Origin of the sequence: Neorhizobium galegae, from assembly GCF_021391675.1 — a bacterium.
Lineage (GTDB): Bacteria > Pseudomonadota > Alphaproteobacteria > Rhizobiales > Rhizobiaceae > Neorhizobium > Neorhizobium galegae_B.
In genome coordinates, this window is sequence record NZ_CP090096.1 from 807,438 (window position 1) to 821,230 (window position 13,793).

10 protein-coding genes are annotated in these 13,793 nt (G+C 62.5%); 1 reads left to right on the top strand and 9 read right to left on the bottom strand.

Going from position 1 to position 13,793, the window contains the following annotated elements; translation table 11 throughout:
* Positions 1 to 7: 7 nt before the first annotated feature.
* From LZK81_RS26570 to LZK81_RS26590, 5 genes are all read right to left on the bottom strand, one after another.
* The gene (locus LZK81_RS26570; protein ID WP_233956906.1) at positions 8 to 1,714 is read right to left on the bottom strand and encodes an ABC transporter ATP-binding protein; all 1,707 of its coding nucleotides are present in this window, start codon (positions 1,712 to 1,714) and stop codon (positions 8 to 10) included.
* Positions 1,715 to 1,724: 10 nt separating this feature from the next.
* Positions 1,725 to 2,915, bottom strand: a complete 1,191-nt coding sequence (locus LZK81_RS26575; protein WP_233956908.1) for an ABC transporter permease — start codon at positions 2,913 to 2,915, stop codon at positions 1,725 to 1,727.
* Between the two features lie 10 nt (positions 2,916 to 2,925).
* Complete coding sequence (locus LZK81_RS26580) at positions 2,926 to 3,912, bottom strand: ABC transporter permease (protein ID WP_233956910.1); 987 nt, start codon at positions 3,910 to 3,912, stop codon at positions 2,926 to 2,928.
* Positions 3,913 to 4,021: 109 nt separating this feature from the next.
* Positions 4,022 to 6,130: an alpha-amylase family protein gene (locus tag LZK81_RS26585; RefSeq protein ID WP_233956912.1), complete on the bottom strand. Its 2,109-nt coding sequence runs from the start codon at positions 6,128 to 6,130 to the stop codon at positions 4,022 to 4,024.
* 87 nt (positions 6,131 to 6,217) lie between these two features.
* Complete coding sequence (locus LZK81_RS26590; RefSeq protein WP_233956913.1) at positions 6,218 to 8,143, bottom strand: ABC transporter substrate-binding protein; 1,926 nt, start codon at positions 8,141 to 8,143, stop codon at positions 6,218 to 6,220.
* Between the two features lie 172 nt (positions 8,144 to 8,315).
* Between LZK81_RS26590 and LZK81_RS26595 the strand changes: the two genes are divergently transcribed.
* Positions 8,316 to 9,365, top strand: coding sequence for a LacI family DNA-binding transcriptional regulator (locus LZK81_RS26595; RefSeq protein ID WP_046604777.1), 1,050 nt, complete (start codon positions 8,316 to 8,318; stop codon positions 9,363 to 9,365).
* A 61-nt stretch (positions 9,366 to 9,426) separates the two neighbouring features.
* Here the strand turns inward: LZK81_RS26595 and kduI are convergent, their stop codons facing one another.
* The 4 genes from kduI to LZK81_RS26615 form a co-directional block, all read right to left on the bottom strand.
* Entirely contained in the window at positions 9,427 to 10,275 is an 849-nt protein-coding gene (gene kduI, locus LZK81_RS26600) for a 5-dehydro-4-deoxy-D-glucuronate isomerase (protein WP_233956914.1), read from the bottom strand.
* Positions 10,276 to 10,404: 129 nt separating this feature from the next.
* Entirely contained in the window at positions 10,405 to 11,031 is a 627-nt protein-coding gene (locus LZK81_RS26605; RefSeq protein WP_233956916.1) for a class I SAM-dependent methyltransferase, read from the bottom strand.
* A gap of 94 nt (positions 11,032 to 11,125) precedes the next feature.
* The gene (locus tag LZK81_RS26610; protein ID WP_233956918.1) at positions 11,126 to 12,271 is read right to left on the bottom strand and encodes a glycoside hydrolase family 88/105 protein; all 1,146 of its coding nucleotides are present in this window, start codon (positions 12,269 to 12,271) and stop codon (positions 11,126 to 11,128) included.
* Between the two features lie 6 nt (positions 12,272 to 12,277).
* Positions 12,278 to 13,792, bottom strand: a complete 1,515-nt coding sequence (locus LZK81_RS26615; RefSeq protein ID WP_233956921.1) for a glycoside hydrolase family 28 protein — start codon at positions 13,790 to 13,792, stop codon at positions 12,278 to 12,280.
* Between the last annotated feature and the right edge of the window lies 1 nt (position 13,793).

Sequence of the window (13,793 nt, forward strand, 5' to 3'; positions counted from 1 at the left end):
ACTGTCCTCAGAGTACGGGTGCGATAAAGCGGTGCCGGTGCAGCATGCGCTTGTCGCGGGGGTCGGGATTGGGAACGGCGGAAATCAGGCTCTTGGTATAGGCCTCCTGCGGGGCGGTGCAGATCTGCTCGGCCTCGCCGAGTTCGACGATCTTGCCGCGATGCATGACGGCGACGCGATCGCAGAAATAGCGCACCACCGAAATGTCGTGCGAGATGAAGATGAAACTGAGGTTCAGCCGCTGGCGGATATCGAGCAGCAGATCGAGGATCTGGCTGCGGATCGATACGTCGAGCGCCGAGGTCGCCTCGTCGGCGATGATGATGCGCGGATCGAGCGCCAGCGCCCGGGCAATGCCGATGCGCTGCCGCTGGCCGCCGGAGAAGGCATGCGGATAACGTTCCATGCCCATCGGATCGAGCCCGACGAGACGCATCAGTTCGGCGACGCGTTCCTCGAGCGCCTTGCCCTTGGCGAGACCGTTGATGATCAGCGGGTCGCCGATCACTTCCTTGACCGTCATGCGCGGGTTGAGCGAGGCAAACGGATCCTGGAAGACGAGGCGGACTTCCCGGTGGAAGCCACGAAGCTCCTTCTTGGTCAGGCTGGTGACCTCGACCTCGCGGCCATCCTTGTTGCGGTAGACCACGCTGCCCGTCGTCGGCTCGACGGTGCGCAGGATCAGCCGGCCGAGCGTCGTCTTGCCCGAGCCGCTTTCTCCGACGATGCCGAGGTTTTCTCCGGGATAGAGATCGAAGTTGGCGTCGTCGACGGCGCGCAGCGAACTGGTCTTGCCGTGCCAGCCGAAGGTCTTGCCGAGATTGCGGACCGAAAGGATCGGCTGCGGCGGGTGCGATGAGGCGGCCATCGCAGGTAGCCGGCCTTCGACATGGCGGGTGAGCTTCACCGTCGAGGCGAGAAGCTGCCGGGTATAAGGATGCTGGGCGTCGTGATAGATCGCATCGACCGGACCACGCTCGACGATGTGGCCGAAGCGCATGACGGCGACGTCGTCCGCCACTTCGGCGACGATGCCCATGTCGTGGGTGATCAGCAGCATCGCCATGCCGCGCTCCACCTGCAGCCGTTTGATCAGGTCGAGGATCTCGGCCTGGGTGGTGACGTCGAGCGCCGTCGTCGGTTCGTCGGCGATGAGGATGTCGGGATTGCCGGCAAGCGCCATGGCAATCATCGCCCGCTGCCGCATGCCGCCGGAAAATTCGAACGTGTAGCGGTCGGCCATCTGATCGGGATTGGGGATTTCCACCTGGCGCAGCAGTTCGACCGTTTTCGCCCGCGCCGCGCGCTTGTCGAGATCGCTGTGCAAGCGCACAGCTTCGATGATCTGCGAGCCGATGGTGTGGACCGGCGACAGCGAGCTCATCGGTTCCTGGAAGATCAGGCCGATACGGCGGCCGCGAATGGCGCGCATGGCCTGGCCATCCGGATCGAGCCTGGCGATGTCGGTGACCTCGCTGGCGTTTCGCAAAAGGATGCGCCCGCCGACGATGCTGCCCGGCCTATCGACGATCTGCAGCAGCGAGCGGGCGGTGACGCTTTTGCCCGAGCCGCTCTCGCCGACGAGGCAAAGCGTCTGGCCGCGCTTCAGGTCGAAGCTGACATTCTCGACGGCATGCAGGATATGGGTCCTCAACCGGAAATCGATCGAAAGGTCGTCGACGGAGAGGACGGTGTCTTGGGCGGGATCGGTCATGATTTCCTCCTCAATTGTCATAGGGGTCGGCGGCATCGCGAAGGCCGTCGCCGAAGAAATTGAAGGACAGCACGGCGACGATCACCGCGAGCGAAGGCCAGATCAGCAGCCATGGCGCGGTTGCCACCGTGCGGATGTTCTGGGCGTCCTGCAGCAGAACGCCCCAGCTGACGACCGGTGGTTTCAGGCCGATGCCGAGGAAGGAAAGCGAGGTTTCGGCAACGATCATGGTTGGCACGGCGAGCGTCACGACAGCGAGAATATGGCTCGTCAGCGACGGCAGGATATGGCGGAAGATCAGCCGCTTCTCGCTCGATCCGTCGAGCACCGCGGCGGTGACGAAATCCTCACTTCGTAGCGCCAGGAAGCGGCCGCGCACCTCGCGCGCAAGGCTGGTCCAGCCGAGCAGCGAGACGATGATGGTGATCACGAAATAGACGTTGACCGGAGACCATGTGAGCGGGATCGCCGCCGCAAGGCCGAGCCACAGCGGGATGGTCGGCATGGCGCTGACCACCTCGATCATGCGCTGGATCACCGTATCGACCCAGCCGCCGTAAAAACCCGAAATCGAGCCGAGCACGACGCCGAGGACGAGCGACATGACGACGCCGACGAGGCCGATCGACATGGAAATCCGCGTGCCGTAGACCAGCCGCGAGAAGACGTCGCGGCCGAGGCGGTCGGCGCCGAGCAGATACATCGGGTCGTTCGGATTGAGCGGGCCGATCAGGTGGCGGTCCATCGGGATCAGGCCCCAGAGTTCGTAGCGGGCGCCTTTGACGAACAGGCCGACCGGCACGACCTTGGCTTCATCGACAACGAAGGTGCGCCGCAGCGCCACCTTTTCGATCTCAACCTTGTAGCCCTTCACATGGAAATTGAACTCGGAACTGCCGTCCGGCTTGGTGATGAAGAAGCTCAAGCCCTGCGGTGGCGCATAGGTATATTGCGGCCGCGACGTCGAAGGCAGGCTGGGCGCCAGGAATTCGGCAAACAGGCCGATCAGATAGAGGATGAGGATGACCGCGCCGGCGAACATCGCCACCTTCTGGCGGACCAGCTTGCCGGCGATCAGCCTCCACGGGCCGACGGTTGCGGTCGAAACGGTCTTGCCCGCCTTCAACGGACTGATCGAGGGGCCGTCGGCGACGGTGTAGGCGGGGCCGGAATAGGTTCCGAATGTTTCGTGCGTGCTCATGCCGCCTCCCTCAATTGAACCGGATGCGCGGATCGAGCAGTGCGAGCAGCAGATCCGAGAGCAGCATGCCGACAAGGGTGAGGGCACTCAAAAGCAGGATGAAACTGCCGGCGAGATACATGTCCTGCGACACCAGCGCCCTGAACAGCAGCGGGCCGGCGGTTGGCAGGTTGAGCACGATGGCGGTGATCGTCACGCCGGACACCAGATGCGGCAGCACCCAGCCGATCGCCGAGACGAATGGGTTGAGGGCGATGCGCACCGGGTATTTGAGAATGACCTTGTATTCCGGCAGGCCCTTGGCGCGGGCGGTGATCACATAGGGCTTGTGCAGTTCGTCGGTCAGGTTGGCGCGCAGGACGCGGATCAGCGCCGCCGTTCCCGAGGCCCCGATGATGATGATCGGGATCCACAGATGGGCGAGGAAATCGCCGACCTTGGTAAGGCTCCAGGGGGCTTCGGCATATTCGGGAGAATTGAGGCCGCCGACGCTCTGGCCGAGATAGCGGTAGGCGAAATACATCAGCACCAGCGCCAGGATGAAGTTCGGCACGGCAAGACCGATGAAGCCGAAAAAGGTGAAGACGTGGTCGCTGATCGAATGGCGACGGACGGCGGAATAGATGCCGATCGGCAGCGCGACGATCCATACGAACAGGAGGCTTAAGAGCGAGATGACCAGCGTCGAACCCATCCGGCCCCAGATCAGGCCGGAGACGGGCTGGTTCCATTCGAACGAATGACCGAAGTCGCCGCGGCTGACGATGCCCCAGATCCATTTGAGGTACTGGATGTAGAAGGGATCGTCGAAGCCGTAGATTTCCTTCAGCCGCTCGATCTGGGCCGGATCGACGGCCTGGCCGCTGTCGCTCATCGTGGCGATCATCGACGTCAGGTAGTCACCCGGCGGCAGCTGGATGATCAGGAACGATATCAGCGACATGCCGAACAGGGTCGGGATCATGTAGAGCACGCGCTTGAAGATATAGCCAAGCATCGGAATAGTTCTCCTCCCGTTGAAAGCGCCGCGCAGGCGCCACCTTCGGATCTCCTTCCGCTCCCGGCCCCTCCAGGCCGGAAACGCTCATGCATTTCAGTCTCCCACCCTATTTCCAGGTGAGATGCAGCACTTCCAGCCGCTCTATTCCCGGCACCTCCACTTCCGCGCGTCCGTCCTTCACGCTGAAGCTTGCTGCCCGGTCTGCAACCACCAGCCAGGCTTTCGCCACTGACTTGCCGTTTGGAACTTCCACTGAAACGGTCTGGGCCGCCAGCGGATAATTTTCGCGTATCGGGCCTTTCATCATCATCGGGTTCGTGAGGTTGAAGAGGCTGAGGGCGATACCCTCGGCGTTTTCCCTGAGCGCGAGGTCGATGACGCCCGGGCCTTTCACGGTGACCCGCGGGGTTTTGCCGAGCGCCCAATGGACGGCATTGGACAGCAGCCGGCCGTGGTCGACTGCAAAGACCTCCCAGAAGATTTCGCCGATATTCCAGGGGATGTAGACCGTGCGGCCACCCGTGCCTGTTTCGCGGGCGATAACCGCCGCCCCTTCCGGGTCTTTACGCGGATAGACTTCTTCCATCGGCAGGTCCGGGAAGTCGGGCACGTAGAGGAACGGCGTCTCGGCACCTGCCGCCGGTTCGACATGGATCAGCCTTGTGCCGCCCATAATCCGCTCGGCGCCATCAAAACCCTTGTTGACCGGGTGGTCGCCGGACAGCGCCACATAGGTGTTCTTGACGATACCGCGCGGGCCAGAGACGAATTTCGCCCCGAGCACGTCCGAGAGGCCGAATTCGGGCCGCGTCTTGCCGAATTCGTCGCGAAGCGAGGTCTCGTAGGAGGCGACGATGCTGCCGCCGCGCGCCACATAGGCGCGGATCGCCTCGTTCTGCGCATCCGAAAGGCAGGAGGCATTGGCAAGGATGATGACTTTGAAACGGTCGAGATTGTCCTCGGTCAACACCTGATCGGAGAGAAGCTCGAAGGGCAGGCGGGCCTCGACCAGGGCGTGGTAGACGCCGAGGTCGTGTTTTTCCGCGGCATGGCGTTCCTCCGGCGCCCAGTGGCGCAAGGTCGTCGATGGGTCGATCACGGCGATATCAGCCGTTGGCTTCATGCTTTCGATGACCGGCTCGACGGCCGATTGCAGCACGAAGGCCTCAGCAACGGGATCCACCCAGCGCTTGTCGGGCACCACGCCGTTGAATTTCGTGAACCAGGCGAAAAGCCCGTGGGCCGTGCCGTTGTTGATCCAGAGCTGCATCTCCTCGCCCGAGGTCACCGCATCCTTCCAGCGGTATTCCTCCTCCGGGCCGATCGAGGTGATCAGTACCACCGGACGATCGGCAAAGGTGGCGCGGATGCGCTTGCCGTTGCGCCCCGCCGACCATCCGAGCTCCAGCCCCTTGCGGCCCTGGTGGTCGACGACGAGGAAGGGGCAGTGTTTGGTGATGACCGAGAGGTCGAATTCCATCAGCGACGCGCCGCTCATATTCGGGATGAAGCTTGCATGCGGCCGGATCGCTTTGACGGCGTCGTCCCACTGGGCGATCACGTCGGTCAGCACGCGGCGGCGCCATTGCAGCCAGGCCTGCCAGGCGGGGTCTTCGGCGTCCGCACTCTTGGGCAGGGCATGGCCGGACATGTCCTTGAAACGGCGGGCGCTGTCCTCACTGTAGTCGACGCCGTGGCCCTGCCAGCGATTGGCGAAGATCGCGTCGATATCGTATTCGCGGACGATCTCCTTCACCACCTCCGGCATGAACACCGAGTTGTAGTCGCCATAGGCATTGGCGACCCAGACATCCGGATAGGCCCAGTGACGGCGTGGGCTGCCGTCGGCATTGATCATCACCCATTCCGGATGGGCCTTGGCCGCATCGTCATGGATGGCATGGGGATCGACGCGGGCCATGACATGCATGTCGAGCTTACGGGCTGCATCGACCAGCGCGCCAAAAATATCCTTGTCGCCTAGATATTGGCTGACGTAGTGGTAGGGAACCTTGCTTGGATAGTAGGCGATGTAACCACCTGCACTGAGGCAGACGGCGTTGGATTTCGTGCGTTTGAAGACGTCGATCCAGAAGGCCGGATCGTATTTGTCCGGATCATCCTCGACGAAGGTCAGCTGCGTCCAGCGCGTCGCGGTCCTGAACCAGTCGGGGGTCCGCAAGGTGTCGGTGTTCTGTCGTCTCGCCTCGAGCATGATAGCATCCAATCATCGGAAAAGGGGTGCCCTCGGCGCCGGCCGGGTGAGACCGGCGCCCGGAAAACATCGGAATTTGCGAGGCCTTCAGACCTTGTAGAACTGCTCCGGCATGGTCGGGGCAGGCGTCGGCCAGCCGAACGAGTTCGGCATGGTCTTGGTGATGTTCCTCATGTTGTTCTTGACGATGCCGTAGCCGTCCGGCGGCTGCGAAATGCCGAAGACATAGAAGGTTTCCGCGGCCCCCTGCAGGATCTGCTTCATGATCTCGCGCTGGCCTGCCTGATCCGAGGTCGCCTTCAGCTTGTCGTAGAGCGCAAGCAGCTTCTTGGTATCCTCAGGCGGCTCCTCGGCATTGGCGTTCTTGGGATCGAGATACCAGAGCTGCCAGGCCGGGGCATACATCGCATTGCTGTCGGTCGGCACGTAGTAGCGCGGATCGAGCATCGCCGCGACGCCGCCATTGGCGCCGAACTGGTGCGCGGTGGCATCGAAGTCGCGGCCTTGGCGAACGCGTGTTTCCCAGAGGGAGCGGTCCATGGTGCGCATCTGCGCATCGATGCCGACCGCCTGGAACATCGGGATTGCCAGCTGGAAGAGATCCAGGAAGATCGGGCGGGCCTGGTCGATCTCGAAGATGATCGTCAGCCGGCGGCCCTTCTCGTCGAGACGGAAATTCTGGCTGTCGCGCTTCGGGACCAGCTCGTCGAGCATAGCATTCGCCTTGTCGACGCTGTATTCGGTGAACTGCTTGGCAAGCACCTCGTTATAGAGGGGATCGCCTTCCTTGATCGACGGTTGGGCGGGCGCGCCCTGGCCGACGAGCACCGCGTCGATCAGCGTCTGACGATCGAGCGCCGTCGAAAGAGCTGCGCGGAACGTCTTGTTGCGGAACAGCTTTCGCTTCGTTTCGTCGGCGTGGTTCAGGTTGAAGATGAAGTTCATGACGTTGGCCTCGGTCGAGGTCAGCGTGTAGAAATCGTAGTCGCCCTGCTTGCGCGCGTCGTAGAGAACCGACTTGTTGTTGGGCGTTGCGATGTACTGGTCCATCAGGTCGATTTCGCCCTGCATGCATTTCAAGAGCAGCACCTGCGGATCGGCGACCATCTGGTAGACGATGCGGTCCATATAGGGCAGCTGGTTGCCCGCGGTATCGACCTTCCAATAATAGGGGTTGCGTTCGGCCACCACCCGCTCGGTGTTTTCGCCCGGCGCGATCGTGAAATACCAGGCATTGAGGCAAGGCTTCTTCGACGAATTGAGGAAGAAGGCATTGTCGTCCTGGAAACCGGAGGCCGACTGGAACGCGGCGATCCAGCTCTGGAAACCGCGCTGCTTGGCAAGCTCGTCCGCCTTCGGATTGTAATCGATATGGAACTGCTCGAGATAATGCTTGGGGCAGCGGGTGGTATGATCCCAGTTGGACCATGCGACCTGCAACGGGAACATACCGTTAGGTTTTTCAAAGATCACCTTGAAGGTCTGCTCGTCGACCACTTCAAGCTTGGCCGGCTTGCCGGCGGTTTTCCAGTGGCCCTGGCTGGTGACGGCGACGCGCTTGTCGGTGAGGATGGTATCATACCAGAACTTGACGTCGGCGGTGGTATAGGGGTGCCCGTCCGACCATTTCATGCCTTTGCGCAGGCGGATGGTGTAGACGGTGGAATCCGCATTGCCTTCGAAGGATTCCGCGACATTGAGCGTCACGCCCGACCAATCCGGCGTATAGCGCAGCAGCGGCTCATAGGCCTGGTAGCGGAAGAGCATGGAGAGCGAACCGCCGCCGACCAGCGCCAGCTTCCAGTCTCCCCCATATTTTCCAACGCTTTCAAGCGGCTTGATGACAAGCGGGTTGGCGGGCAGCCGATCCTTGACGGGGGGAAGGGCGCCAGTTGCGACCTTATCCTTCAAGAGACCTGCTTCCTTGTAGTCGAGGGCTAAAGCCGGCAGGGCCGGCAAAATCAAAACAGCCGAACTCCCGGCCAGAAACGCGCGACGTTTCAGCTTGATCATGAGTGTCTCCTCCACACAGTCCCCCGCCGTTACCTATTGTTTCCCTTGGGCGTGGATAACGAAAAGTTTACATTCGAATACTGTTAGGTAAAGTGTTATGTAGTGTTGTTTGGTAAAATTGCGTTTTGCAGTGCAGCAGTGTCGCCACGCGGCGATTGCAGAAGGGGCTGGAATGAAAAACAGGGGGCGGGTTACCTTACAGACCATCGCGTGCGAGGTTGGCCTTTCGAAATATGCGGTGTCCAGATCGTTGTCGGGCAAGAGCGGCGTCAGCGAGGAAACCCGCGAGCGGATCCGCGAAACAGCCCTGCGTCTCGGCTATAGCAGGCCTGCCAGCCAGACCGCGCCGGGCGATATCGCGGTCGTGTTTCACGACCTCGACCCGGTCAATAGCGAGCTGCACATGCAGATCCAGAACGGGGTTCAGGCAGAGGCGCACAGGCTCGGCATGGCTCTCAGGATGTTATGGACCCACAGCCAAGGGCAGCTTGAAGAACTGGCGCGCACCTGCGCCGGGCTGCTGCTGGTCGGACCGCATGACCGCGAGGCGATCCGCGCCGCGATGGCGACCGGCACACCGATCATCCGGTTCGGCTGGGTCGATCCGCTCGAGGATGCCGATCAGGTCTCCGGGACAGATCACGAGGCAGGGCAGGCCGTGATCCAATACCTGATAGACCTCGGCCATCGTTCCATCGCCTATATCTATGGCACTCCCGGTTATCGTGGCCGCCGCGAGCGCTTTTATGGCGCCCGCGAAATTGCCGAACGTCACCCGGATGTCACGTTGCATGTCGTGCAGTTCGAGGAGGAGAATGGTTTTGCCGAAGCCTATCGCGCATTGAAGGAAAAAGGCGATCGGCCGACCGCCTTCTTCTGCGCCCATGACGGCTTGGCGCTCACCGTCGTTTCCGAACTCCTGGGCCAGGGCTATCGCATCCCCGATGATGTCTCGGTGGTCGGTTTTGGCGACTTTTCGCCGGCAAAGCAGATCTCGCCGGCTCTGACGACGGTGCGCATGGAAGGCCAGGAATGCGGAGCCGTCGGCCTGCGGCTCCTGCTCGAGCGGATCGAGACCCCGCGCCAGCCCGGAACCCCCGCCCGCAGGGTCCAGGTCGCGTCGAGGATCATCGAGCGCCGCTCCACCAGCCCGTGCAAGGACCCGACACATCCAAGCGATCACACGGTGTTTCGGCAGGAACCGCGTATAGTGCCCGTCTGACGATCCCCGCCGCCGCCAGTCCGAGCATAGCTGCTCCGGTGGCGAATGGACTTCGAGGGGCCTATTTGAGGCTCTTCATATCCACCATGTCCATGTCGGTGAAGGACTGGTTGTCTCCGGCCATGCTCCAGATGAAGGCGTAGGCGCCGGTGCCGGCGCCGCAATGGATCGACCAGGGCGGCGAGAGCACGGCCTGTTCATTGCGGATGATCAGATGGTTGGTCGCCGCCGGCCGGCCCATCAGGTGAACGACGAAGGCGTTTTCCGGGATCTCGAAATAGAGATAGGCCTCCATCCGCCGGTCATGCAGATGCGCCGGCATGGTATTCCAGACGCTGCCGGTCTCCAGCCGGGTCAGCCCCATCAGCAGCTGGCAGGTCGGCAGCACTTTCGGATGCAGATACTGGTAAAGCTTGCGCTTGTTCGACGTGGCACTGTCGCCGAGATTGTTCTCGATCGCTTCTGTGCTGCTGACGATCCGCGAGGGTAAGGCGGCGTGCGCCGGCGCACTGTTGATATAAAATTTCGCGGGCACCGACGGGTCGTCGCTCTCGAAGAAGATCTCCTTCGTTCCCATGCCGAGATAGAGTCCGTCCATTGGCAGGAGCTCGTAAGCTTTGCCGTCGGCGATGACGCGGCCGGGTCCGCCGATATTGATGAGGCCTAGCTCGCGACGCTCCAGCAGATAGTCTGCGCCGACGAGTCTGGCCAATTCACTGCCGACGCCGAGGCCTTCCTGTGTCGGCGTGACACCGGCCACCAGCATGCGGTCATAGTGGGTGTAGACGGCCTGCAGCGTCCCCGCGACAAACAGATTTTCGATCACGAAATTTTCGCGCAAGTCCACGCTCGTCATACGCTCCGACTGGTTGTAGTGAACGGCATGGCGCGTCCGGACATCGATCGTCATGGTCTGTTTTCTCCTGTTTCTCGGCGCGAGCGCGCTGGGTAGTGTCTCAGTTTGAATTTCGGCTTTCGACCCGAACCGGAAGTTCGGTCTGCCCGGCCTGGTGTCCATCCGGACCTAAAACTCTGTGCGTCACGCCCGAACCGCCCGAACGCTCAGCCACCAATCATCGGGGCTTCCGACGCACCGACGTACGTCGCTGACAATCCAGCCTGCCTCTGTGAGTGCGGATCGCAGGGCGGGCTCGCGCCAATAGATTTCGACGTAGCGCCGAGGTGCTGCAGCGCTGCCGTGTGTGGACACATCCTCGCCATCACCCTCTCTGACCGAGGCGTGCAGCCGGCCACCGGTCCGGGTCGCCTCGGCAAGTCGTCCAAGCACTATGGGCAGATCTTCGCGCGCGACGTGAATCAGGCAGGCACAGGCCCAGATCCCGTCATACGGCGTGCCGGGACGCTGCGGATCGGCCAGGTCTTCGGTCAGCGGGTCCAGCAGGTCGGCCTCGAAGCCACTGTCGCGAAGCAGTTCGACGAAACCCTTCGAAATGTCGGTGCGCCGGACGCTAATCCCCCGCTTCTCAAGCTCAAGTGCATCTCGCCCTCCACCGCTTCCGATCTCCAGCACCCTCCCCGAGCCACCCAGCTCGGTCACGAATGCATCGATCTCCGTCGCGACCCATTCGGGCATCGCTGCGGCTTCAGCAGCGTACTCCGCCGCGACCGTGTCATAAGACCGCACAGTGTCCCCGTCGGTGCTCATCTAGCGCTCCCCCCTCAAGTCAAGGCCCCCAACGAGCGAGAAGCCCACCTCCCGACCATAGCAGAAGTTCGGTCTGAGACACTACCGAGCGCTGCTATCGTTTGACGGCGGCGCTGAGCTCGACCCGGTCTCCCAGCCGCCCAGGCTGGGACATCGTCGATTGCGTGTCCAGCAGCGTTTCCGCATAGGCCATCATCAGCGGTCCGACACCCTTGATGTCGTCGGGGCGGATTTCCTCGGAGAGGTAATAGCCGACGGTGCCGTCGCGATAGCGGCCGTTGAAGCCTCCGAGACCTGCGACGCAACAGATGTTGTGAAGCCTCCGCCGTCCATCCGCATCCCGCCGCAGCTCCTGTCCGGTCAGCGATTGAAGGCTGGCCCGACCGGCCTCGGAAACGGCCGCCGGGCCGCCGAGCCGCGCGAGCTTCTGAAGGAAGTAGGAGAACATCGCCGTGGCCGAGCTTTCGGGATAGTTCTGCGCCTCGTCCGGCCGGTCGATCACCTGCAGCCAGCGGTGATCCGCGGTGCGAAGAGCAATGATCCGGGACGCCAGCGCTGCGGCGCGTTCGGTCAGCTCCCGTCTGGATGTGCCGGCGGGCAGGTTTTCGATGATGTCCACGAAGGCCATCGCCAGCCAACCGATCGATCTTGCCCAATGGGCCGGCGAAAGGCCGCTTTCCGAATCCGCCCAAGCCTGTTGCCGGGCCTCGTCGTAACCGTGGCGATAAAGATCCGCCTGCCGGTCATAGGTGAGGTCGAGCGCCGTCGTGAACTGCCGGAGCGCTTCCTCGACGGCCTGGGGCTTTGAGACCGCTTGTGCGTATTCCACCTTGAAGGGCAGCGCCATGTAAAGCCCGTCCAGCCAGATCTGATGCGGGTAACGCAGCTTGTGCCAATAGACGTTGCTGCCGGTGCGCGGATGCGTTTCGAGCTGTCGCGCCAGCGGTGCGGCGGCATCAAGCCAGCGGCTCTCGCCCGTCAGCCGATGGAGAAAGACGAGCGCCCGGCCGGGCAGGATGTTGTCGATGTTGAATTCGTCGATCGCGTAGCCGACAAGCCGGCCTTGCGCGTCGATCTGGCCGCTCACCAGCCGGATGAGATGATCCAGCCATAGGCGGTCGCCGGTCGCTTCGTAAAGCGTGATCAGGCCGCGATAGAGGCAACCGTCCTCGTAACACCAGGCGCCGGCTTTGTAATATTCATAATCGCGCGCGTAATTCTCGAAATAGTCCTGAAGCATTGGATTTCAGTCTTGAGCTGGATGAATGGAAACCGGAGAAAGCCGCGCCAGGCGGCTGAAAACGGCGTTTTCCGCAACGATCCCGGCATGCCGGAGCGGCAGGAGTAGAGAGGCCATTTCCGGCACTTCGGCCTCGGCATCCGGCGCGAAGGAGACGGTGTAGTTTTCGAAGGCAATGTCGCGGATCGCCGCTTCCGGCAGACCGTAGAAGACGGCAGCTGCCGTTCGAGCGCCGGAAACGGTGACGTTCTCGACGGTGATCGAGCTTATGCTCGGCGTCTCCAGGGAGACCGGCAGCGGCGACCGGGACTGGACGTAATCGGACCGGCCGTCGGCATCGCAGAAATAGAAGGAATTGACGGCGACCGGGGTTGCAACGTCCTCCATCAGGCTGTCGGCAAGGCGGATGCCGGCGACCGTGCCGCCGCGTCCCCGGCGCGTCTTGATGCGCAGCCCCCGATCCGTTCCCTTGAAATGGCAGTTTCGGATGGCGATGTCGCTTACGCCAGCGCTCATCTCGCTGCCGATGACCACCGCGCCATGGCCGCGCTCCATCAGGCAGTTCTCGATCCGCACATGTTCGGTCGGGTGGTCCGGTGCACCGAGAAGGCTGCGTTTGCCGGCCTTGAGGGCAATACAATCGTCGCCGACCGAGATGTGCAGGCCGATAAGATGGATATCGGAGCTGCTTTCGGGGTTGAAGCCGTCGGTATTCGGAGAGTCCGGATCGTTCTCTATCGTGAGATCCGCAGCGATGAGCCGTTTGCAGAAAACCGGGTGGACAGTCCAGGACGGGGAATTGCGGATCGTGAGGCCGGAAAGGGTGATGTCCTCGCATGCCGACAGGAAGATGGTGCGGGGGCGCCTGGCGCCCTGGCGTGTTTCCTTCGGCCACGACCACCAGTCGCCGCGGTCACCTCCACCGTCGATGATACCGGTGCCGGCAAGATGTATGTCGCGGCAGTCGATCGCGTTGATGAGGCTGGCGTAGCAGGCCTCCGCCACGCCTTCCCATGTGCCGAGAATGCGACCGTCCGCATGGCGCGCCGGCAGGATGGGAAAATCGTGTCTGTTGGCGATTGCCGCGAGCTCCGCGCCGTCTTCGAGAAACAGGGTCATGTCGCTCTTGAGGAAGATCGGACCGCTCAGCCAGCGCCCGGCCGGTATTCTCAGCGTACCTCCGGGAGCGAGCACCGCGATGGCCCGCTGGATCGCCGGCGCGTTGTCCTGTGCGTCCGTCGACGCGCCGAAATCGCGGATGTCGATCAGGGCGGTTCCCCGCCGCGTGATAAATTCGAGCCGGGCATCACCTGCTTGGAAAAGGTAGGTTGTGCCCGGCTCGAGGGAAGCGACCGAGAAGACGACCGTCCGTGTCGTCCCCTCGGCGACCAACGTGCCGCCGAACTCCCGAACCTGCCAGGCAAGCGCGTCATCGCGTGTGTGAAGATGCCTTTCGGCATCGACGCGGAAGGTCGCGCTGCGGGGGCCGGTGATCAGGAGTTCGATGGCGGCGTCCGTCACG